This is a genomic window from Microbacterium esteraromaticum, assembly GCF_900163815.1.
Taxonomy (GTDB): domain Bacteria; phylum Actinomycetota; class Actinomycetes; order Actinomycetales; family Microbacteriaceae; genus Microbacterium; species Microbacterium esteraromaticum_B.
In genome coordinates this window covers 119,679-140,557 of the sequence record NZ_FUKO01000012.1, presented here as the reverse complement: position 1 = coordinate 140,557, position 20,879 = coordinate 119,679, and the positions used below count along the sequence as shown (strand labels likewise).

At 67.1% G+C, this 20,879-nt stretch carries 18 protein-coding genes; 9 read left to right on the top strand and 9 right to left on the bottom strand.

Annotated features, from left to right (window positions below; translation table 11 throughout):
• Positions 1-32 precede the first annotated feature (32 nt).
• Positions 33-1,973, top strand: coding sequence for a 1-deoxy-D-xylulose-5-phosphate synthase (gene dxs / locus FM104_RS04010; protein ID WP_087130168.1), 1,941 nt, complete (start codon positions 33-35; stop codon positions 1,971-1,973).
• Between the two features lie 11 nt (positions 1,974-1,984).
• Here the strand turns inward: dxs and FM104_RS04005 are convergent, their stop codons facing one another.
• A complete protein-coding gene (locus FM104_RS04005) occupies positions 1,985-3,451 on the bottom strand; it encodes a glycerol-3-phosphate dehydrogenase/oxidase (protein WP_087130167.1) in 1,467 nt (488 codons plus the stop codon).
• Positions 3,448-4,056 carry a TetR/AcrR family transcriptional regulator gene (locus FM104_RS04000; RefSeq protein WP_087130166.1) on the bottom strand — a complete coding sequence of 203 codons (609 nt, stop codon included), beginning with the start codon at positions 4,054-4,056 and terminating at the stop codon, positions 3,448-3,450. The genes FM104_RS04005 and FM104_RS04000 overlap by 4 nt, the downstream gene beginning before the upstream one ends.
• Positions 4,057-4,076: 20 nt before the next feature.
• Between FM104_RS04000 and FM104_RS03995 the strand changes: the two genes are divergently transcribed.
• From FM104_RS03995 to FM104_RS03985, 3 genes are read left to right on the top strand one after another with little or no spacing between them, the layout of a single operon-like run.
• A complete protein-coding gene (locus FM104_RS03995) occupies positions 4,077-5,711 on the top strand; it encodes an FAD-binding oxidoreductase (protein ID WP_256971511.1) in 1,635 nt (544 codons plus the stop codon).
• A 2-nt stretch (positions 5,712-5,713) separates the two neighbouring features.
• Positions 5,714-6,628 carry a YegS/Rv2252/BmrU family lipid kinase gene (locus tag FM104_RS03990; protein ID WP_179206661.1) on the top strand — a complete coding sequence of 305 codons (915 nt, stop codon included), beginning with the start codon at positions 5,714-5,716 and terminating at the stop codon, positions 6,626-6,628.
• Positions 6,621-8,252, top strand: coding sequence for a GMC oxidoreductase (locus FM104_RS03985; protein ID WP_087130164.1), 1,632 nt, complete (start codon positions 6,621-6,623; stop codon positions 8,250-8,252). The genes FM104_RS03990 and FM104_RS03985 overlap by 8 nt, the downstream gene beginning before the upstream one ends.
• A 120-nt stretch (positions 8,253-8,372) precedes the next feature.
• Here the strand turns inward: FM104_RS03985 and FM104_RS03980 are convergent, their stop codons facing one another.
• From FM104_RS03980 to FM104_RS03965, 4 genes are all read right to left on the bottom strand, one after another.
• Positions 8,373-10,529: a 3-hydroxyacyl-CoA dehydrogenase NAD-binding domain-containing protein gene (locus FM104_RS03980; protein WP_087130163.1), complete on the bottom strand. Its 2,157-nt coding sequence runs from the start codon at positions 10,527-10,529 to the stop codon at positions 8,373-8,375.
• Between the two features lie 6 nt (positions 10,530-10,535).
• On the bottom strand, positions 10,536-11,741 hold the full coding sequence (locus FM104_RS03975; RefSeq protein WP_087130162.1) for a thiolase family protein: 1,206 nt from the start codon (positions 11,739-11,741) through the stop codon (positions 10,536-10,538).
• A 73-nt stretch (positions 11,742-11,814) separates the two neighbouring features.
• Entirely contained in the window at positions 11,815-13,008 is a 1,194-nt protein-coding gene (locus FM104_RS03970) for a ribonuclease D (RefSeq protein ID WP_256971510.1), read from the bottom strand.
• The gene (locus FM104_RS03965; protein WP_087130160.1) at positions 13,001-13,582 is read right to left on the bottom strand and encodes a DUF3000 family protein; all 582 of its coding nucleotides are present in this window, start codon (positions 13,580-13,582) and stop codon (positions 13,001-13,003) included. The genes FM104_RS03970 and FM104_RS03965 overlap by 8 nt, the downstream gene beginning before the upstream one ends.
• A gap of 25 nt (positions 13,583-13,607) precedes the next feature.
• Between FM104_RS03965 and FM104_RS03960 the strand changes: the two genes are divergently transcribed.
• Positions 13,608-14,777 (top strand): alpha/beta hydrolase family protein, encoded by a 1,170-nt coding sequence (locus FM104_RS03960; protein WP_087130159.1) that lies wholly within the window; start codon positions 13,608-13,610, stop codon positions 14,775-14,777.
• Here FM104_RS03960 and FM104_RS03955 read toward each other — a convergent pair.
• A complete protein-coding gene (locus tag FM104_RS03955; RefSeq protein WP_087130158.1) occupies positions 14,761-15,192 on the bottom strand; it encodes a SufE family protein in 432 nt (143 codons plus the stop codon). The two genes, FM104_RS03960 and FM104_RS03955, sit on opposite strands and share 17 nt — an antisense overlap.
• A gap of 19 nt (positions 15,193-15,211) precedes the next feature.
• Positions 15,212-16,108, bottom strand: coding sequence for a sulfurtransferase (locus FM104_RS03950; protein ID WP_087130157.1), 897 nt, complete (start codon positions 16,106-16,108; stop codon positions 15,212-15,214).
• 151 nt (positions 16,109-16,259) lie between these two features.
• Here FM104_RS03950 and zapE point away from each other — a divergent pair, with 151 nt between their 5' ends.
• The 3 genes from zapE to FM104_RS03935 all read left to right on the top strand — a co-directional run bounded on the left by zapE (position 16,260) and on the right by FM104_RS03935 (position 19,285).
• Positions 16,260-17,306 carry a cell division protein ZapE gene (zapE, locus tag FM104_RS03945; protein ID WP_087130156.1) on the top strand — a complete coding sequence of 349 codons (1,047 nt, stop codon included), beginning with the start codon at positions 16,260-16,262 and terminating at the stop codon, positions 17,304-17,306.
• 115 nt (positions 17,307-17,421) lie between these two features.
• Positions 17,422-18,657 carry an ammonium transporter gene (locus tag FM104_RS03940; protein ID WP_087130155.1) on the top strand — a complete coding sequence of 412 codons (1,236 nt, stop codon included), beginning with the start codon at positions 17,422-17,424 and terminating at the stop codon, positions 18,655-18,657.
• 28 nt (positions 18,658-18,685) lie between these two features.
• Positions 18,686-19,285 (top strand): type II toxin-antitoxin system PemK/MazF family toxin, encoded by a 600-nt coding sequence (locus FM104_RS03935; protein WP_256971509.1) that lies wholly within the window; start codon positions 18,686-18,688, stop codon positions 19,283-19,285.
• Positions 19,286-19,295: 10 nt separating this feature from the next.
• Here the strand turns inward: FM104_RS03935 and FM104_RS03930 are convergent, their stop codons facing one another.
• Positions 19,296-20,183 carry a TIGR01777 family oxidoreductase gene (locus FM104_RS03930; protein WP_087130154.1) on the bottom strand — a complete coding sequence of 296 codons (888 nt, stop codon included), beginning with the start codon at positions 20,181-20,183 and terminating at the stop codon, positions 19,296-19,298.
• A gap of 97 nt (positions 20,184-20,280) precedes the next feature.
• On the opposite strand from FM104_RS03930, the gene FM104_RS03925 reads away from it, so the two are divergent.
• Positions 20,281-20,670, top strand: a complete 390-nt coding sequence (locus FM104_RS03925) for an SPW repeat domain-containing protein (protein WP_087130153.1) — start codon at positions 20,281-20,283, stop codon at positions 20,668-20,670.
• Positions 20,671-20,879 lie beyond the last annotated feature (209 nt).

The following is a 20,879-nucleotide window of genomic DNA, read 5'->3' as shown; positions in this document are numbered from 1 at the left end:
TGATGCGTCAGCCGAGTCGAAGAGGAGCGTCGATGCCGATTCTTCCGAGCATCACCGGACCACGAGACCTCGATCGGCTCTCACCAGCGGAACTGACAGAACTGGCAGTGGAGATCCGCGCCTTTCTGGTCGAGAACGTCGCGCGCACCGGCGGCCATCTCGGCCCCAACCTCGGCGTCGTCGAATTGACCATCGCTCTGCATCGCACCTTCTCGTCGCCCGATGACCCCTTCATCTTCGACACCGGTCACCAGTCGTACGTGCACAAGCTGCTCACCGGCCGGCAGGATTTCTCACAGCTGCGCTCACGGGGCGGCCTGGCCGGCTACCCGCAGCGTTCCGAGAGTGCGCACGATGTCGTGGAATCCTCGCACGCATCGAGCTCGCTGAGCTGGGCCGACGGCATCTCCCGCGCCCTGACCGCCACCGGACGCGCCGATCGGCACGTCGTCGCCGTTGTCGGCGATGGCGCGCTCACGGGAGGGATGACCTGGGAGGCGCTGAACAACATCAGCGATGACAACCAGCGCAACCTCGTCATCGTGGTGAACGACAACGGCCGCTCCTACGCACCCACCATCGGTGGCATGTCGCGCTATCTGAACCGCATGCGCACCGCGGCGACGTATCGCGACCTGCATCGCAAGTCAGATCGCCTTTTTCGCGCGTTCGGCCCGTTCGGCCGGGCGGTGTTCCGCGGCGTACGCGGCGGCACACACGGCTTCCTCTCCCGTTTCGTCAACAATGCGGCGCTGTATTCCAACCTCGACATCAAGTACCTCGGACCAGTGGACGGGCACGACCTGCCGACGCTGATGGAGACGATGGAACTGGCCAAGTCCTATGGAGCTCCCGTGATCGTGCATGTGATCACCGAGAAGGGGCGCGGCTATCAGCCTGCTCTCGACGATGAGGCCGATCAGTTCCATGCCGTTGGACGCATAGACCCGAAGACCGGTGGCGCGCTCGCTTCCAGCGGACGCGGGTGGACCGACGTCTTCGCCGACGCTCTGGTCGAGGTGGGCTCGCGCGATCCGAAGGTCATCGCGATCACCGCGGCCATGCTGCGCCCGACCGGCCTTGCGCCATTCGCCGAGCGGTTCCCCGACCGCGTCTACGACGTCGGCATCGCCGAGCAGCACGCTGTCGCCGCCTCCGCAGGGTTCGCCTTCGGCGGCCTGCACCCCGTCGTCGCCATGTATGCCACGTTCATGGGGCGCTCTTTCGATCAGGTGCTGATGGACGTCGGTCTGCACGGCGCGGGCGTGACCTTCGTCCTCGACCGCGCTGGCGTCACCGGGCCTGATGGCCCGAGCCACCACGGCATCTGGGATCTCGCGCTGATGCAGATCGTTCCGCACGTTCGCATCGCTGCGCCGCGAGACGGCGCCCGCCTGCAGGAGGTGCTCGACGAGGCCGTCGCGGTCGATGACGCACCCACCGTGATCCGCTTTCCGAAGGGTTCCGTCGCCGCCGACATCCCTGCGGTGGAGCGCCTGCATGACGGCGTCGACGTGCTCTCCCGCGGTGAGAGCGAAGACGTCCTCCTCATCGGCATCGGGCCCTTCGCAGCCCTTGCGATGGACGTCTCCGAGCGTCTGCGTGCACAGGGGATCGGCGCGACGGTCATCGATCCGCGCTGGGTCGTGCCCGTGCAGCAGTCGGTCATCGCCATGGCCGCACGGCACCGACTCGTCATCACCCTGGAAGACGGCATCCGCGTCGGCGGAATCGGCACGCGCGTTCGCCAGGTGCTTCGTGAAGCCGGTGTCGATACCGCTGTCGATGAGTTGGGCCTGCCGGACGAGTACATCGCGCACGCCTCGCGCGATGAGATCCTCGCCGACGCCGGTCTGACGGCCTCGAAGATCGCTCAGGATGTCGTGTCCCAGGTTCTCGGCACCCGCATCCCGGTCGCGCGCAACGCACCAGAGGCCGCCGACATGGAGACGCCGGTGCACCACCGTCACTGACGGACGCCGGTTCAGAGGTCGGCGAGCGATTCGCCGACGATCTCTTCGACCAGCGCACGGCTGCGGCTGCGGTCAGCTTCGACGAGCCCGATGCGCGTGCGTCGGTCGAGAACGTCCTCCGCGGTGAGCGCGCCTTCCGCGCGCACCCCGTACTCGATCGCGGCTCGGGTGACAGCAATACCGTCGGCGACGTGTTCGGCAGCATCCGCTCTGCGGGATCGCGCCAGAGCTTCGACGGGCGCCAGCCGGAGTGCTGCGGTGCGACACGGTCTGGCAGCCAGCCCTCGGGTGCGCACCGCGAGCGTGACAGCATCCTCAGCCATTTGCCGGTACGTGGTCAGCTTGCCGCCGAGGACGTTCACGAATCCCGCTTCGGACAGGGCGACGACGTGCCGTCGCGAGATGTCCGCCGTGGAGGTCGATCCGGCATCGATGAGCGGCCGGAGGCCGGCGTAGGCACCCCGCACCTGGTCGCGTCGCAGGGGCTCCTCGATGACACGGTTGAGGCTGTCCAGCAGAAACGAGATCTCCCGCTCAGTCGGGGTCGGCACCGCGGGGATCGGTCCGGGGGCGTCTTCATCCGTCAGCCCGACGATCACGCGCCCGAGCTGCTGCGGCAGCGCGAACACATATCGGCTGATCGATCCTTCCTGCGGGATAGTCAGCGCGGCAGACGGATGCTGCAGATCGGCGGCATCCAGCACGATGTGCGTTCCGCGGCTGGGGCGCATGGCGATCGATTCATCCAGAGTGCCCGCCCACACGCCGGTGGCGTTGATGACGCTGCGTGCGCGGAGATCGAAGCGCGTGCCGGTCAGCGAGTCTTCGGCGCTTGCGCCATCCGCACGCAATTCGAGCGCGCGCACACGCGTCAGGATCCTTGCACCGCAGGCAGCGGCGGTGCGGGCGATGGTGACGACCAGCTGGGCATCGTCGAGGAGCTGGCCGTCATACGACAGCATCCCGCCGCGCAGCCCACGCGCAGCCAGGGCCGGCGCCAGCGCTCTCGCCGTGCGCGGGGAGACGAAACGCGGACCGGGCAGCACAGCACGGGGCGTGTGCGCCCGCGCGCGCAGTGCATCGCCCAGACCCACGCCCACCGCGCCCGCAACGCGCTGTCGCGCCGTCACTCCGGAGCCGAAGGGCAGCAGCTGAGGGAGCGCGTGCGTGAGATGCGGCGCGATCACCGTCATCAGCAGGTGTCGCTCTCTGGCACTTTCTCGAGCCGTGGCGACGTCGCCGGTCGCCAGGTAGCGCAGCCCGCCGTGCACCAGCTTCGAGCTCCAGCGGCTGGTGCCGAATGCGAGGTCGTGCGCTTCGATCAGCGTGGTGCGCAAGCCCCGGGATGCGGCATCGAGCGCAACTCCGACACCGGTGATCCCGCCGCCGATGACGAGCACGTCAGCGGTCTCGCCCGCCGACGCGTCGAGGTCGCCCAGCCTCCGCTTCGCATCGAGGTCGGACGAGTGGCTGTTCATGGTCGCAGATGCCCGTCGAGTGCTGCGCGCAGCTCTCGCTCCCAGCCGGCCTCGTCGATCAGCTCGGACACAGTGCCGTGGGAGAGCACCGCGGACTGCGCGATGAGCAGAAGCATCACCGAGATCTCCTGCGGGTCGCCCCGGCGCACGGAATGATCGTCTTGAGCCGACGCGATCGCTCGGGCGAGCCAGTCAAGGATCACGCGCTGGCTCGAGCCCACCCGCTGCAGCGTATACCGAGTGAAGCTCTCCGGCTCGTCGGCGAGCAGGCGGGCGTAGACGGCATCCGTGCGAAATCGGGAGATGAAGCGGAGTACGTCGTCGACGAGTTCTCGCCGTGAGGATGCCGGACGCGGGAAGTGACCCAGGATGACCACCACCCGTCGCAGCAGTGCCGCCCGGATGACGTCATCGGCGTCATTCCAATAGCGATAGATCGTGGGCCGACTGAGACCCGACCTTCTGGCCAGCTCGGCGACCGTCATCCCGCGAACTCCGCGCCGCTGCAGCAGCGCGTCGGCGGCGTCCAGGATGCGCGACCGTGTGGCATCCGAGGCCGCCTCGTTGCTCTCCGTGACCGCACCCACCCGTTGACGTTCTTCCATGATCTGTCACACTGTAACGCATGGAGCATGTGCACGACAGTGCGGCATCGGAGCCGCAGATGCGCTGGAACGGCTGGGGAGACGCTGCCAAGGCGAAAGATCTGCCGTTCGCGGTGCGCAGCCTGCTTCCGCTGCTTCTCGGGCGCGTGCGGCGTCCGGAATCGCCCGCCGCACTCACCGACGTGCGCGTTTCGGTGAGCATGCTCACACCCGACGACCTGGATCGGTTCGCGGGGGCGGTCGGCGCGGCGTACGTCGATACGACGGCCGACGGTCGCCTGCGGCACGCTGGCGGGAAGTCAACGCCGGACCTGCTTCGTCGCCGCGGTGCCGAGCAGAGCGTGCCGGATGCGGTCGTCCGGCCGGCATCGCACGATGAGGTGCGGGCCTGCCTCGAGGTCGCGGTCCGGCAGGGAATCGCCGTCATCCCCTTCGGCGGAGGCACGAGTGTCGTCGGCGCACTCGACCCCGAGCGTGGCGAGCATCGTGGTGTCATCAGCCTCGACCTTCGTCGGCTGAGCGGACTCATCCGCATCGATCAGATCAGCCAGGAGGCCGTCCTCGCTGCGGGCACGACCGGACCCGACGCGGAGCGGCTGCTGGCGGCGCACGGCTTCGAGCTCGGGCACTATCCGCAGAGTTTCCAGTACGCCACCATCGGCGGATTCGCCGCCGCGCGGTCGTCGGGGCAGAACTCCGCAGGCTACGGCCGATTCGAGACCATGGTCACCGGTCTGCGGGTCGCCACCCCGTCGGGCGATCTCGACCTGGGAAGGGCTCCAGGAACGGCGGCGGGGCCCGATCTCGTGCGCGTCTTCCTCGGCTCGGAGGGTATTTTCGGTGTGATCACCGAAGTGCGCGTGCGGGTGCATCCCCAGCCGCAGGAGCGCGTCTTCGAAGCGTGGACGTTCCCCGACTTCGAGTCGGGTGTCGAGGGTCTCCGCCAGGTCGCGCAGCACAGCTCGGGGCCGACCGTGATCAGGCTCTCTGATGAGTCGGAGACGGCGGTGAGCCTTGCGCAAGTGGGGAAGATCGGCAGACTTCTCACCCGCGGCGCCAGTGCGATCACCGTCTATGAGGGTGAAGACATCGCCGCTCGGCGTGCACGCACGTCGGCGCTGCTGGCGGCAGCAGGCGGCATCTCTTCCGGGGAGGGCCCGGCTGAGGACTGGCGCACCGGACGCTTCGACGGACCCTATCTGCGCGATTCGCTTCTCGATGCCGGTGTGTTCTGCGAGACGCTGGAGACCGCCACGACGTGGTCGAACCTGCTGACCCTGCGCGCGGCTGTGGAAGATGCACTGCGCGCGGGTTTCGCCGAGGCTGATGCGAAGAGCTATCTGATGTGTCATGTGTCGCACGTGTACCCGACCGGCGCATCGCTGTACTTCACGGTGCTCGCCGGGGTGCGCACGGATGCCCTGTCCGTGTGGGAGAAGGTCAAGGGGCAGGCCACTGACGCGATCGTCGCCACCGGCGGCACGATCAGCCACCACCACGCGGTGGGGCGGGATCACGCACCATGGCTCGAATCCGAGATCGGCGCGACCGGCATCCGAATCCTCGCCGCGATCAAACGCGAACTCGACCCGCGCGGGATCCTCAACCCGGGCGCCGTCATCCCCGCTTCCGCACCGTCTGCGCAGGACGCGTGATCGTGGGCGGGCATATCGCGCTGATCGCGAATCCTCGTGCGGGAAGGGGCCGCGGGCGCCGGGATGCGGAAACGGCGATCGCCGCGCTGCGCAGGTGCGGCAGCGATGTGCGGGCCTATGCCGGTGAATCAGCTGCGGAGACGCGGGAACTCGTTGTGCAGGCACTGGCGGCGAACCCGGATGTGCTTGTCATTGTCGGTGGCGATGGCACGGTATCCGGGATCGCCGACGTGCTGGCCGCCAGCGGAGTGCCGCTCACTCTTGTGCCTGCGGGCACTGGCAACGATCTGGCGCGAGCGCTGGGCCTGCCACGCCGTGATGCGGCGGCTGCGGCCGAGTTGGCAGTGCACGGCAGCATCCGAGTCATCGACGTGGGGGAGGTGCGCAGCGGCGCGAGCACGACCCCCTTCCTTTCGGTGGCGGCCCTCGGATTCGACGCCAAGGTGAGTGATCGCACCAACCAGCTGCGCTGGCCGCGCGGTGCATTGCGCTACTACCTGGCACTGGTCATCGAGCTGCTGCGTCTGCGACCGATGGAGTTCCGGCTCTCCGTCGACGGTGGCACCGAGGTCGACACTCCCGGAACTCTCATCGCGGTCGGCAATACGGCCAGCTATGGCGGAGGGATGCCGGTGTGCGTCGGCGCAGCGCCCGACGACGGTCTGCTCGATGTCGTGCAGGTCGTTCCACTGACGCGTCGCCGCCTGCTGCGGCTGTTTCCGCTGCTGCTGCGGGGACGGCACCTGCAGCACCCGGAGGTGCGTCATCAGCGGGCTGCGACAGTGCGTGTCTCGGCCCCAGGCCTGGTGGTCTACGCCGATGGCGAGCGCGTCGGGGCGGATGAATGCGAGATCACCGTGCGACCGGCTGCGCTTCGAATCATGGCGCCGGCGGAGAGGAAGAGCAGGGATGCGTGAGTTCGATGAAGACGTCGTGATCGTCGGTTCGGGTTTCGGGGGCTCGGTCGCTGCGCTCCGACTCAGCGAGAAGGGCTATCGAGTCCGCGTGTTCGAGGCCGGTCGCAGATTCGAAGACGCGGACTTCGCCACGACCTCGTGGCAGGTGCGGCGGTACCTGTGGGCGCCGAGACTCGGATGCTACGGGGTGCAGCGTATCCACCGGCTCCCGCATGTGATGATCCTCGCGGGAGCCGGCGTCGGCGGCGGTTCACTCAACTACGCGAACACCCTCTACGAACCCGGAGAATCGTTCTTCGCGGATGCGCAGTGGCCGCGTGGCATTGATTGGCGGAGCGAGCTCGCGACGCATTATGCGACGGCGAAGCGGATGCTGGGTGTCGTCGAGCACTACCCGCATACCGGCCCAGTCGAGCGGATCATGGCGGGCGCCGCAGCGGATCTGGGCGTCGCCGAATCGTTCCGCCATGCGCCCATCGGCGTCTTCCTGGGGATGCCGGGGGTGACGGTTCCGGACCCGTTCTTCGCCGGTGATGGCCCTGACCGCACGGGATGCACGCTCTGCGGGAACTGCATGGTCGGATGCCGGGTCGGCGCGAAGAACACCCTGATGAAGAACTACCTCGCGCTCGCTGAACGACAGGGCGCGGAGATCGAGCCGCTGCGGACGATCACCGAGGTGCGGGGGGACCCCCGCGGTGGTTTTCTGGTCACGAGCGAGAGCTCTGGTGGGTGGCTGCGCCGACGGCAGCGCACCATTCGTGCAGAGCAGGTCGTGCTCGCTGCCGGTACGTGGGGAACTCAGCAGCTGCTGCACCGGATGAAGGCATCCGGCGCTCTGCCGCACATCTCCGACACGGTCGGGCGGCTGACGCGCACGAACTCAGAGGCCCTGGACGGAGCGGTCGCGACGCGGGTGCCCGACACAGCGCGACTCGCAGAGGGCGTCGCCATCACGACGTCGTTCCACGTCGATGAGCGCACGCACGTCGAGAACGTCCGCTACGGTCCCGGTTCCAATCTGATGGGGATGCTGGCGACGGTTCTCGTGCCAGGGGATCGGGGCCCGCTGGGCAGAGTGGCGAGCCTCCTGGGGCGCCTGGTGCGGCATCCGCTTCGCCAACTGCGCCTGGGCTCGCTGCGGCGCTGGAGCGAGCGCGGAATCATCGCTCTGGTCATGCAGTCGGCGGACAACTCGCTGACGCTGTCGCTGCGCAGACGACTCGGACGCGACATTCTCACCAGCCGCCAGGGGCATGGCGAGCCGAACCCGTCGTACCTGCCTGAAGCGCACCGCGCCAGCAAGGCCATCGCGGCGAGGATGGCGATGGAGACAGGTGTCCCGGCGGAGGCGCGGGGCTCTTGGCCGGAGGTCTTCGGCATTCCGCTGACGGCCCATTTTCTCGGCGGGTCCGTGATCGGTGAAAGCGCGGAGCATGGCGTAATCGATGCTCATCATCGTGTGTGGGGGCACCCTGGGCTGCACGTCGTCGACGGCTCGGCGGTACCCGCGAATCCGGGAGTGAACCCCGCTCTGACGATCACGGCTCTGGCTGAGCGCGCGATATCGCACTGGCCCCGCCGTGGCGAGGCTGACCAGCGTCCGCCGCAGCCGTCTGGATGAGCATCCGCCCCCTCCACCGCCCGACCGACTGCTGTTCCCGCAACCGATCACCGCTCCGGTATGAGCGTGTGTCGCTCCCAGAGGCTGGGAGCGACACGAACTCGTACCGGAGCGGGTGGGTCAGCTGTGCGCGATACCGCGGATCGGCGGATTGTGGAACGTCTTGCCGAAGATGCGCTCGGAGGCGCCCTCACGATCGAGGTACGGCGAAGCTCCGCCATCGATGAACGGCCAGCCCGCACCGAGGATGAGGCAGAGGTCGATGTCTTCGACCTCGGGCACCACGCCCTCATCGAGCATCATCTGGATCTCCTGTGCAAGGCCGTCCTGCACCCGACGCAGGATCGTCTCGGCCGATGCCGGGGCAGACCCGATATTGCCCTTGAGCGCCTTCTCGGCCGACTTCGTCCAGCCGGTGATGCGACCGCCCTTGTCCTTCTCCACGACCTGGTCGAGCTGCGCCAACTCATGGAAGTTCTCGTTGGCGTAGAAGCGCGCGGGGAATGCCTGGGCCATCGTGTCCTGCACGTGCGCGGCGACCTTCCAGCCGACGAGGTCGATCAGCTGGAACGGACCCATCGGCAGGCCGAGCGGGCCGAAGGCCTTCTCGACATCGACGATCGGTGTTCCCTCGTAGACCGCCCGCGCGGCTTCGCCCATGACCTTGGCCAGCAGACGGTTCACCACGAAGCCGGGGGCGTCAGCGGTGAGCACCGCGTTCTTGCCCAGGCCCTTGGCGACGACGAACGCGGTCGACAGCGCCGCTTCGCTGGTGTGCGGGGTCTTCACGATCTCGATCAGCGGCATGACGGCCACCGGGTTGAAGAAATGGAAGCCGACGAGCCGCTCGGGGTGAGCGAGCTTCGCGCCGATCTCCTCGACTGAGAGCGATGACGTGTTCGTGGCCAGGATGGCATCCTCAGCGATGATCTTCTCGATCTCGCCGAACACCTGCTGCTTGACGCCGACCTCTTCGAACACCGCCTCGATCACGAAATCACAGTCCGCATACAGCGACTTGTCTGTCGTTCCGGTCACGAGCGAGCGCAGCTTGTTGGCGGTGTCGCCGTCGAGACGGCCCTTCGCCTCGAGCTTGCCGATCTCCTCGTGGATGTAGGCGACGCCCTTGTCGACGCGTGCCTGGTCGAGGTCGGTGATCAGCACGGGCACCTGCAGCCGGCGCACGAACAGCAACGCGAACTGGCTCGCCATGAGCCCGGCCCCGATGATGCCCACCTTGGTGACCTTCTTCGCCAGCGCCTTGTCGGGGGCACCGACAGGACGCTTCGCACGCTTCTGCACGAGATCGAAGGCGTACATGGATGCGGCGAACTGGTCGCCGGTGACGAGTTCGGCGAGCGCTTCGTCTTCACGCGCGAAGCCCTCGGCCTTGGTGCCGCTCTTCGCCTTGTCCAGCAGCTCGAGCGCTGCGTATGGCGAGAGCGGAACGGTGCCGATCTTGGACTCCAGCATGGTCCGTGCCATCTTGATGGCGATCGGCCACTTCACGGTCCGCTCGATCTTCCCCGGCTCGTTCTTGCGCTCGACCTTCTTGCCGCCGAGCACGGCGTCTGCCCAGCTGAGCGAGTTCTCGAGGAAGTTCGACGCCGAGAAGATCGCGTCCATCAGACCGAGCTCGAAGGCCTGCTGCGGCTTGAGCATCCGATTCTGCTTGAGCGGATTGGAGATGACGACTTCGAGGGCGTTCTCGATGCCGATGAGGTTCGGCACCAGGTAGGCGCCGCCCCAGCCGGGGATGATGCCGAGGAACACCTCGGGGAGAGCCAGCGCGGCCGCCGATGCGTCCACGGTGCGGTACGTGGAGTTCAGTGCGATCTCCATGCCCCCACCGAGCGCGAGGCCGTTGACGAAGGCGAACGACGGCACGCCGAGCTCGGACAGCGAGCCGATGACCTTGTGGCCGAGCTGCGCGATCAGGCGCGCATTGTCTTTCGACCCGACGCGACTGATGTCGGACAGATCGGCTCCGGCAGCCAGGATGTACTGCTTGCCGGTGATGCCGACGGCCTGGATCTCGCCGGCGGCGGCGCGCGCCTTCAACGAATCGAGCGTCTCACCGAGCTCGACCAGCGTGGCGGGGCCGAGCGTATTCGGACGGGTGTGGTCGCGCCCGTTGTCGAGCGTGATGAGGGCCAGGACCTTGCCTGACGCAAGACGGATGTCACGCACGGGGGAGTGCGTGATCACCTCGTCATCGGCGAGCGCCATGATGGGGGAGAAGTCGACGTTCGCGTACTGCTCGGAAATGTTCGTCATGCCCGCTTACTTCCTCTTCTTGCCGTCGTAGAACGGGTTCTCCCAGATGACCGAGCCACCCTGGCCGAGCCCCACGCACATCGCGGTGAGGCCGTAGCGCACGTCAGGTCGCTCGGCGAACTGGGCCGCGAGCTGGATCATCAGCCGGACGCCGGTGGCCGCGAGAGGGTGGCCGACCGCGATCGCGCCGCCCCACTGGTTGACACGCGGATCGTCATCGGCGATGCCGAAGTGGTCGAGCAGCGAGATCACCTGGATGGCGAATGCTTCGTTCAGCTCGAACAAGCCGATGTCGGCGATCGTGAGGCCCGCCTTCTTGAGCGCCTTCTCGGTGGACGGAATCGGTCCGATTCCCATGATCTCCGGCTGCACGCCCGCGAACGCGAACGAGACCATCTTCATCTTGGGGGAGAGACCGAACTCCTTCACCGCGCCGCTGCCCGCGAGCAGCGACATCGTCGCGCCATCGGTGAGCGGCGAGGAGGTGCCGGCCGTGACACGTCCATGCGGACGGAACGGCGTCTTCAGACCGGCGAGATCTTCCATGGTGGTCTGCGGACGGCGTCCCTCGTCTTCGGTCGCGAGGCCCCAGGCGCCGTCAGCGCCCTTGATGGCCACCGGAACGAGATCTGGCTGGAGCTTGCCTGCGTCGTAGGCGGCCTGCACCTTGTGCTGGCTCAGCATGCCGAAGCGGTCGGAGCGCACTTTGGTGAGGTGCGGGAAGCGATCGAAGATGCGCTCGGCCGTGACTCCCATATCGAGGGCCGCGGGGTCGACCATCTTCTCGGCGACGAAGCGGGGGTTCGGATCGGCGTTGCTGCCGATGGGGTGGTGTCCCATGTGCTCGACGCCGCCGGCGATGGCGAAGTCGTACATGCCGAAGCCGATAGAGGCGCCCATCGTGGTCACGCTCGTCATCGCGCCTGCGCACATGCGGTCGACGGCGAGGCCGGGAACCGTGTTGGGCAGGCCCGCGAGGATCGCCACCGATCGACCGAGCGTGAGGCCCTGGTCTCCGGTCTGCGAGGTTGCGGCGATGGCGACATCGTCGATGCGGTCCGCGGGGACGGCATCGTTGCGCTCCATCAGGCCGATGGTCGCCTTTACAGCGAGGTCATCAGCGCGGGTGTTCCAGTACATGCCCTTTTCGCCGGCGCGCCCGAAGGGGGTGCGCACTCCATCGACGAAGTAGACGTCCGAGATCTCGGCCACTCTGCCTCCATTGGTTGGGATTGACCCCAGCCTAGGAGTGCGCCATCTCGCGGCGGAATCGGTTGGGTTGAACCTACGAAGCAGTCTCGTCCGGATCCGACGCGGATTGCGGTGCATCTACAAAAGCTTCCGCGATCTTCTGTGCAGTATGCGCAATCTGCCAGGGTCGAGCACCCAGCATTTCGAGCGCAGCACCCACGCCGTCGGCCGTCAGCTCCGGCGGGTTCCACGCCACGCGGCGCAGGTGATCCGGGGTGAGCAGATTCTCGGTCGGCATGTGCAGCTGCTCGGCCACTTCCTCCACGACAGGGCGAGCGGCTTTCAGGCGCAGATCGGCTTCCGGGTTGCGGTCCGACCAGGAGCGCGGAGGCGGCAGTGCGTCGCTGGGCACCCGCTCTCGTGGCAGCTGCTCCGATGCCCGGCCGCGTTCGATGGCATCCCACCACCGGTCGAGCTGCGTACGGCTGGCTCGCCCGTGGAACTCGCTCAGCCCAGCCAACGCCTGCTTCGACTGCGGTGCGGCGATCACTGCCGCGAGAAGCGAGCGGTCTGGAACCAGTCGGCCGGGCGCGACATCGATCTGCTCGGCGTATGCTTCGCGGGCGTTCCACAGCTCTCGAGCCACGGCCAGTTGGCGTGCGCCGCGCACCTTGTGCAGGCCGCTCAAGCGCCGCCAGGGCTCTTCGCGGGGCGGCTTCGGTGCTCGAGTCAGCGTGGCCATGAATTCCTGGTGCGCGATCTCGGACTTCTCTGAGTCCTCCAGCTTCTGCGTGAGCACGTCGCGCACGTCGATCAGGTGCAGCACGTCGAGGGCTGCATACTCCAACCAGGGATCCGGCAGAGGTCTGGTCGACCAGTCCGCGGCCGAATGCGCTTTCGCCAGGGTGATGCCCAGGGCATGCTCGACGACCGCGGCCAATCCGAACCCGTCGCTGCCGAGCAGGCGCGAGGCAAGCTCCGTGTCGAAGATGCTTGCCGGCTCCAGACCGAGTTCGCGCAGCGAAGGCAGATCCTGGCTCGCGGCGTGAAAGACCCACTCGAGACCGCCGATCGCGTCTTCCAGCGCGGTGAAGTCGCCGATGGCGGGTGGGTCGAAGAGGAAGACTCCGGCATCCCGGCGGAAAACCTGCACCAGGTACGCGCGCTGCGAGTACTTGTAGCCAGAGGCGCGCTCGACGTCTACGGCGACCGGACCGGTCCCTGCTGCCAGGACGCGCGCGGCGTTCTCGAACTCCGTGTGGTCGCCGATCACGGAGTATTCAGCCACGTCCGCTCCTCCTCGCGCCGAAAACGGCGACATCTTCTGATCCAGGTGGCAGCCCTGCCAGCATCCCCACCAATTCTGCCCATGCTTCCACATGCGGGCGCAGGGGAGCGGCCGGAGTCCACGAGGCCCGCAATTCGATCTGCGCGCCGTCACCCTCTTCAGCGAGTCCGCCGAAGCCCTTGGAGAGCATTGTCGTGGACGTGCCGGAGGCCGTGTGGTATCCAGCATCACGGGAGTCGAGTGCGTCGACGAGCCAGGACCAGGCTACGTCGGCGAGCAGCGGATCGGTGCCGATCTCGGGTTCGAGCGGGGCCTGCGCGAAGGCGACGATCCGCCAGGTGCCTGCCCACGCTGCCGGCTCCTCAGGGTCATGCAGGAGGACGAAGCGTCCCGTGCCGTATGCCGAGTCCCCGTGGTCGTCGGGCCGCACATCGGCGGCGAAGGCGAGAGCGAAGGGGGCGAGCCCCGCGGGAGCGGGGATCTCGCGCACGACGATGTCCTTCCGGAACGACGTCTCACGCAGCTCTGCCGCTGCGACGTCGAAGAGGCCTGCGGCATCCGAGTGTGCGCTCACCTGGACAGGCTAGAGTCAGGAGGCGATGAAGAGTCTCAGGCACGCCGTAGCCATCGCCGTCCCCGCTGTGATCGCCGCAGGCGCGGCGGTCGCCTTCGCAGTGTTCGCGACCGCGCGGCGAGTGGTCACCCCGGCCGAAAGACGCAACGATACGCACATTCTCGCGGTGGACACCGGTGCTCAGACGATCGAGCTCGATCGCACCCCCGACACCGAGCTGCCGGGCCGCTACGGTCTGTTCACGACGGGCACCTACGGATACGTCAAGCTCGGTGCGGTGCTCAGCGTCGATGCGAAGAAGGTTCGTCGCAAACTGCTCACACAGGTCGAGACCGGCGCGCGCGTCGACCGCGATGCCGCGTTCAGCGGGTGGTACTACGTCACTCCGAGCGAACTGCACCTGCCATGGGAGAGTGTGCTCATCGGGTCACCCGCAGGCCCGTGCCCGGCATGGCTGTTCCCGGTTGCGCCAGCGGATGCGGCCTCGGCGACCTGGGTCATTCAGGTGCACGGAAGAGGCACGACTCGTTCTGAGTGCCTGCGCGCGGTGCCGGTGTTCCATGCGCTCGGGCTGACGACGCTCGTGGTCTCTTACCGCAACGACGGTGAGGCTCCGCGCTCGCGCGGGGGAAGCTACGCGCTCGGCGCGGAGGAATGGCGCGACGTGGATGCGGCGATCGGGTACGCACTGCGACATGGCGCCGAGCGCGTCGTGCTGATGGGCTGGTCGATGGGTGGTGCGATCGCACTGCAGGTTGCGGTCTCATCCGACAACCGCGAGGCGATCGCCGCGCTGGTGCTCGACTCTCCGGTCGTGGATTGGCGCACGGTGCTGCGTTTCCAGGCCAGAGAAGCGGGCCTGCGCGAGCCGTTGCCGGCAATGGCGATGGGTGCGCTCGGGAATCTGGTCACCGCCCGACTCAGCGGCTCAGAGCATGCCATCGCCTTCGACCGCCTCGATATGGTCGCGCGGGCATCCGAACTCGATGCGCCGATTCTCATCCTGCACAGCGACGACGACGGTTTCGTGCCGTCGGATGCGTCCCATGCCCTCGCCGCCGCTCGACCGGATCTGGTCACCATGCCGACGTTCACGGTCGCGCGGCACACCAAGCTCTGGAACTATGACCAGACCGGGTGGACTGCGGCTATCACGGACTGGACGAAAGCCCAGGGGCTCAGCGCTTCTGAATGACCTGGTTCTTCGCTCGCATGAGCATGCCGGTCATCCCGCCGATGCGCAGCGGCGAAACGGCCCGGGTGAGGCCGATGCTCTGCGGATAGTCGTTCGGGATCGCCAGCACCTCGTCGGGGCTCAGCCCGGTGATGCCCTGCGCGAGGATGCTGGCGAACCCGCGTGTCGTGGGCGCCTCCGGCGGCGCCGTCGCGTGCATGGCGACGACGCCGTCGGTGACTTCGATGTTGATGAACACGGGGGACTGGCATTCAGCGACGCGCTCGTACATCTCGGGGTGGTCGGCGAGATGGTCGGGCACCGGGGGCAGCTCGTTCGCGAACTCGAGCAGAAGCTCCAGGCGGTCGCCTTCGGGGAGCTCGAGGAACTCGTCGCGGAACTCGGCGAGGGTTTCGGGAACGTGCGTGTCAGTCATCCCTGCAATTCTTCCATGTTCAGAACGAACCGGGTTCGGTGCCGGTGGTGATCGGCACACGCACGGCACTGCCCCATTCCGTCCAGGATCCGTCGTAGTTGCGCACGTTCTCGAAACCGAGCAGGTGCTGCAGCACGAACCAGGTGTGGCTGGAACGCTCGCCGATACGGCAGTATGCGATGACGTCATCGCCCGCCTTCAGGCCTGCGTCGCCCAGGTAGATCTGCTCGAGCTCGGCACGGGGCTTGAAGCCCCCGTCTTCGGCGACGGCACGCGACCACGGCACGCTCTGCGCTGTGGGGATGTGCCCGCCGCGCAGAGCGCCCTCCTCTGGATACGCGGGCATGTGGGTGCGCTCGCCCGAGTACTCCTCCGGCGAGCGGACGTCGATAAGCGGACCGTTGCCGATGAACCCCAGCACGTCTTCCTTGTACGCGCGCAGCACCGAGTCGTCACGCTCGACGACCGGGTACTGCGTGGTGGGACGCGCGGTTTTCTCGGTAGTCAGCTCGCGGCCCTCGGCGATCCACTTGTCTCGGCCGCCATCGAGAAGACGCACGTCTTCGTGGCCGAACAGCGAGAACACCCAGAGTGCGTAGGCGGCCCACCAGTTGTTCTTGTCGCCGTAGATGATGACCGTGTCATCGCGGCTGATGCCCTTGCCGCTGAGCAGTTCGGCGAAGCCCGCGCCGTCGACGTAGTCGCGCACGACGGGGTCGTTCAGCTCGGTGTGCCAGTCGACTTTCACCGCACCAGGGATGTGCCCGGTCTCGTACAGAAGAACGTCTTCATCGGACTCCACGACCACCAGGCCCGGTTTTCCCAGGTTGGTGGCGAGCCACTCAGTGGTGACGAGGCGCCCAGGCTCGGTGTACTCGGCGAACTTTGCGGATGATGTGTCGTGCTCGACGGTCACAGTTGCTCCTCTGGATGCGGCGCGCGCTGCACTCATGAGCGGCGCGCGGGGATGGTGCGGCGACGGCGTAAAGTTGAGCCGTCCCTATTGACGATAGATCCCTTCTGGCAGACCGGCATCCGGATCGCAACACTATGACCTCAGGAACCTGATGACACAGCAGACTCGCACCGGTGTCGTGCACCTCACCGAACGCACGCCCTCCGTGACCGGAGCCGAGATGCTGGCGAGCCTCGTGCCGCCGCCGCAGTTCGATTCGGCGACGTTCGAGAGCTATCGCTCCGATCCGGCGTACCCGTCTCAGGAGGCGGCGAAAGAGCTGCTGCAGCGGTTCGCCGGGCGCAGCGAACCGGCGAAGAAGGGCGGGTTCTTCCGGCGTGCGCCGAAGGAGACGCCGATGAAGCCCGGGTTCTACCTCGACGGCGGGTTCGGCGTCGGCAAGACTCACCTGCTGGCCGCCATCTACCACGCGCTTCCGGCACGCCGGAAGTACTTCGGCTCGTTCATCGAGTACACAGCGCTCGTGGGCGCGCTCGGGTACAAGAACACCGTCGACCTGCTCCGCGGCGCCGACCTGCTCTGCATCGACGAGTTCGAGCTCGACGATCCGGGTGACACCATGGTGATGACGCGACTGCTGGGCGAGCTCGTCGCATCCGGCACGAAACTCGCCGCCACCTCGAACACGCCGCCGAACGCGCTCGGCGAGGGCCGGTTCGCCGCGCAGGACTTCCTGCGCGAGATCCACGCGATGTCGGAGAGCTTCGAGACGCTCCGCATAGATGGCGTCGACTTCCGTCAGCGGGCGATCGACGGCAATGCCGTCGTGCTCGACGACACCGCGTATGTGCACGCGATCGATGCGGCGAGCGAGAGCGGCACCGCATCCGATGACGAGTTCTCCGACGTGATCCGTCACCTCGCCCAGGTGCATCCCTCCCGCTACATCCGCATCATCGATGGGCTCGACCTCGTGGGCCTGCGCGATGTGCGGGTACTGGTCGATCAGTCCGAGGCGCTGCGATTCGTCGCCTTCGTCGACCGGGTGTACGACGCGCAGCTGCCGGTCGCGGCGACCGGGGTGTCGCTGGATGCCGTCTTCGGCGATGAGATGCTCGCCGGTGGCTATCGCAAGAAGTATCTGCGAGCCGTCTCGCGTCTGAACGCCCTGACGCACTCTGTGACGGATGCCGCGTAACCAGACGTTCACACCCGGGCGGATGCTGTAACACCCCGGCAACACTCGGCGCCGAAGCCGGAAACATCCCGACAGCAGACTGAACCTCGTTCACAGACGAGGAAAGAGGTTCGATATGGATGCTGCCGGCAATATCTCCTGGGTCATCACGGCAACGGCACTCGTGCTGCTGATGACGCCCGGCGTTGCTTTCTTCTACGGCGGTCTGGTGAAGGCGAAGAGCGTCATCAGCATGATGATGATGAGCTTCGGCGCGATCGGTCTGATCGCGGTGCTGTGGGTGCTGTACGGGTTCTCGATGAGCACGGTCTCGCACCCGGTGCAATTCGCCGGAAATCCCTTCGCCGACTTCGGGCTGGTCCAGACGGCGTCCGGCGATGGTGCGAACATCACTCTGCTCACGGTCGCGTACGGCGCCACGTTCGCGATTATCACGGTCGCCCTGATCTCTGGCGCCATCGCCGACCGGGCGCGGTTCGGACCGTGGCTGATCTTCGTGGGCGTGTTCGCCACGATCGGGTATTTCCCGATCGCGGCCTGGGTGTGGGGCGGCGGCTGGATCATGCACCTGGGCAGCACACTGTTCGGGGCTGACAGCGGTATCGCCGTGATCGACTACGCCGGCGGCACCGCGGTGCACATCAATGCGGGTGCTGCCGCGCTGGCGCTCGCTCTGGTGCTGGGCAAGCGCATCGGGTTTCAAAAGGGCATCCAGAAGCCGCACAACGTCCCCCTGACGCTGCTGGGGGCGGCGCTGCTGTGGTTCGGCTGGTTCGGGTTCAACGCAGGCGCGGAGTGGCTGTCCGAGGACATGGGCAAGGTCGGCCTGATCGCGATCAACACGCTGGGGGCCGCTGCGGCCGGCATCCTCGGCTGGATTCTGATCGAGAAGATCAAGGACGGCCGGCCCACCTCGGTCGGCGCGGTCTCCGGGCTCGTCGCGGGCTTGGTCGCGATCACCCCGGCATGTGCGAACCTCGCGCCCGGCTGGGCGCTGCTGCTGGGGGCGCTTGCGGGGGTGGCGTGTGCGATGGCCGTTGACCTGAAGTACCGCTGGGGCTTCGACGATTCCCTCGACGTCGTCGGGCTGCACCTGGTCGGAGGCATGCTCGGCACGCTCTATCTGGGCTTCTTCGCCAGCGGGCAGGGCCTGTTCACCGGGGGAGACCTCCGGCTGCTGGCGGTGCAGGTGATCGCCTCCGGTGGCGTGCTCGTCTACTCGTTCGCGGTGGCGTTCCTCACCGGGATGATCATCGAGAAGACCATCGGGTTCCGGGTGAACAGCGAGGAGGAGGTCGCCGGTGTCGACCTCGCGGTGCACGGCGAAGCCGGATACGCGCTGATCGAGTAGTCGCGTCCGTCGCGGTTAGGGTGGGCAGGTGAGTTCGACGAAGCGCATCCTGTCCACCCTCGCTGACATTCTCACGGGGATGCTGTCGAAGGGCGCGTCGAAGTGGCCGGATCACCCGAAGCGCCCGAATGCGGTGCTGCGGCCGGACGGGCGCAGCGGCACGCCGCCGCGTGCAGATCACGGAGAGTCCCGCGAGACCGACCCGGGCCGGATGGCCGGCTTCGAGACGGTGCAGGTCGACCCGGAGCGCATCCACGACGTGGCGGTGCGCTATGCACCGTCTCGCAACAGCCGCCCGGATTCCGGAGAGGTCATCTGGACCTGGGTGCCGTACGAGGAGAACGACGGCCGGGGCAAGGACCGCCCGGTACTGGTGATCGGACGACACGCCGCGGATCGCGTGTATGCCGTGCGGATGACCAGCAAACCGCACGACGGCGATCGTGACTATCTGTCGATCGGATCAGGGGCCTGGGACTCGCAGGGGCGCGAGTCCTGGGTCGATATCGAGCAGCTCTACAGCGTGCACGATGAGGGCATGCGGCGCGAGGCGGCGGTTCTCGACCAGCAGCGGTACGGAAGCATCGCGCAGGCGCTCATCACCCGCTACGGGTGGGCGCGCGGCTGACCGGGTGTGATCAGTCGATGGCTGCGGCGATCGCTTCGCTGGCAGTCGGATGCTGGAACTCGAACCCATCCGCCAGCAGAGCGCGTGGCTCGACATGAGCATCCGAGAGCAGCAGCGAATCTGCCGCGTCACGGCTGAGGCCGAGGCGCAGAGCCCAGCTGGGGGCGGGCACCAGGAACGGGCGGCGGAGTCTCGCAGCCAGCGCGCGGCCGATCTGGGTGGCCGTTGCGGGGGTTGGCGCGCTGAGGTTGACAGGGCCGGAGAGGTCGGAGTCGATGATGTGCCGGATGGCGCGGACTTCATCGTCGAGTGAGATCCACGGCCACACCTGGGTCCCCGGCCCGAGCCGTCCGCCGAGACCCAGACGAGTGAGCGCGATCATCGGCTTGAGCACGCCCTGCGGATGCAGTACGGGTGCTGTGCGCAGGAGTGCCACGCGAGCGTTCTCACCGGCGGCGTGCGCGCCTTCCTCCCACTCGACGCAGAGTTCGGCCAGGAAGGTGTCTCCGGCGGAACTCGTCTCCGTGAGGTCTTCGCCGGGTCGGTCGCCGTAGTAGCCGACAGCGGAACCGGAGATGAAAGAGGGCGCGTCGGTGCCGAGCGTCCGGATCGCCGTGGCGAGAGTGCGGGTCGCGTGCAGACGCGATTCGCGAAGCGTTCTCCGGTAGCGAGGCGTCCAAGGCAGTCGGCCGATGCTCGCACCGTTGAGGTTCACGACGGCATCCGCCCCGGCGAGGACGTCGGGGGAGAGCACGGCGCCGGGGTCCCAGGCGACTTCGTGCGGATGCTGCGGCGTGCGCCGCACCAGCTGGATGAGGTGATGCCCGTCGGAATCGAGCGAATCATGCAGCGCCGTGCCGATGAGCCCGCTGCCGCCCGTGAGTACGATCCGCTTCATTGCTCCACCGTACTTCCCGATTGGTTCCAATCCGATCAAGAAAGGGTGACGAACACCATGCAGACCGCACTTCGCGGTTTTCATCCAAGGAGGAATCATGCGTTTCATTCCCACCAAGGTCCACGGTGTGCTCGACTACTTGGTCGGTATCGCCCTCATCGCAGCGCCGTGGCTGTTCGGATTCTCGTCCGTCGGCGGAGCAGCCGTCATCATTCCGATCATCCTGGGTATCGGGCTGATCATCTACAGTCTCTTCACCCGGTACGAGTGGGGTCCTTTCGGCCTCATCCCCATGCCTGTGCACCTGGTGTTCGACATCGTCGCCAGTGTCTTCCTCGCCCTGTCGCCCTGGATCTTCGGCTTCGCCGGAGAGGCGCTGAACGTGTGGCTGCCCCACATCGTGGTGGGCATCACGGTCGTGATCGTCGTGCTGTTCTCGAAGCCCACTCCTGAGAAGGTGCACGGCCCCGCCGCACGAACCGCGTGATCGCTTCAATGCGAGAGTGCAGAAAGCCCCGACAGCTGACGCTGCCGGGGCTTTCTCTCGGTGGGCGATACCGGACTCGAACCGATGACCTCTTCCGTGTGAAGGACTCGGAACCTGCTGTGCAGCGGGTTCCACGTGGTGATTCCGTTGCATCTCCTGCGATGGTCGGTGGTCGTATGCACGGTGGGGGTGCGCCGGGGGTGCGCACG

Coding starts and splice junctions, on each gene's coding strand:
- dxs (WP_087130168.1), top strand. CDS start 33: ATGCCGATTCTTCCGAGCATCACCGGACCACGAGACCTCGATCGGCTC.
- FM104_RS04005 (WP_087130167.1), bottom strand. CDS start 3,451: ATGAACAGCCACTCGTCCGACCTCGATGCGAAGCGGAGGCTGGGCGAC.
- FM104_RS04000 (WP_087130166.1), bottom strand. CDS start 4,056: ATGGAAGAACGTCAACGGGTGGGTGCGGTCACGGAGAGCAACGAGGCG.
- FM104_RS03995 (WP_256971511.1), top strand. CDS start 4,077: ATGGAGCATGTGCACGACAGTGCGGCATCGGAGCCGCAGATGCGCTGG.
- FM104_RS03985 (WP_087130164.1), top strand. CDS start 6,621: ATGCGTGAGTTCGATGAAGACGTCGTGATCGTCGGTTCGGGTTTCGGG.
- FM104_RS03980 (WP_087130163.1), bottom strand. CDS start 10,529: ATGACGAACATTTCCGAGCAGTACGCGAACGTCGACTTCTCCCCCATC.
- FM104_RS03960 (WP_087130159.1), top strand. CDS start 13,608: ATGAAGAGTCTCAGGCACGCCGTAGCCATCGCCGTCCCCGCTGTGATC.
- FM104_RS03955 (WP_087130158.1), bottom strand. CDS start 15,192: ATGACTGACACGCACGTTCCCGAAACCCTCGCCGAGTTCCGCGACGAG.
- zapE (WP_087130156.1), top strand. CDS start 16,260: ATGACACAGCAGACTCGCACCGGTGTCGTGCACCTCACCGAACGCACG.
- FM104_RS03940 (WP_087130155.1), top strand. CDS start 17,422: ATGGATGCTGCCGGCAATATCTCCTGGGTCATCACGGCAACGGCACTC.
- FM104_RS03930 (WP_087130154.1), bottom strand. CDS start 20,183: ATGAAGCGGATCGTACTCACGGGCGGCAGCGGGCTCATCGGCACGGCG.
- FM104_RS03925 (WP_087130153.1), top strand. CDS start 20,281: ATGCGTTTCATTCCCACCAAGGTCCACGGTGTGCTCGACTACTTGGTC.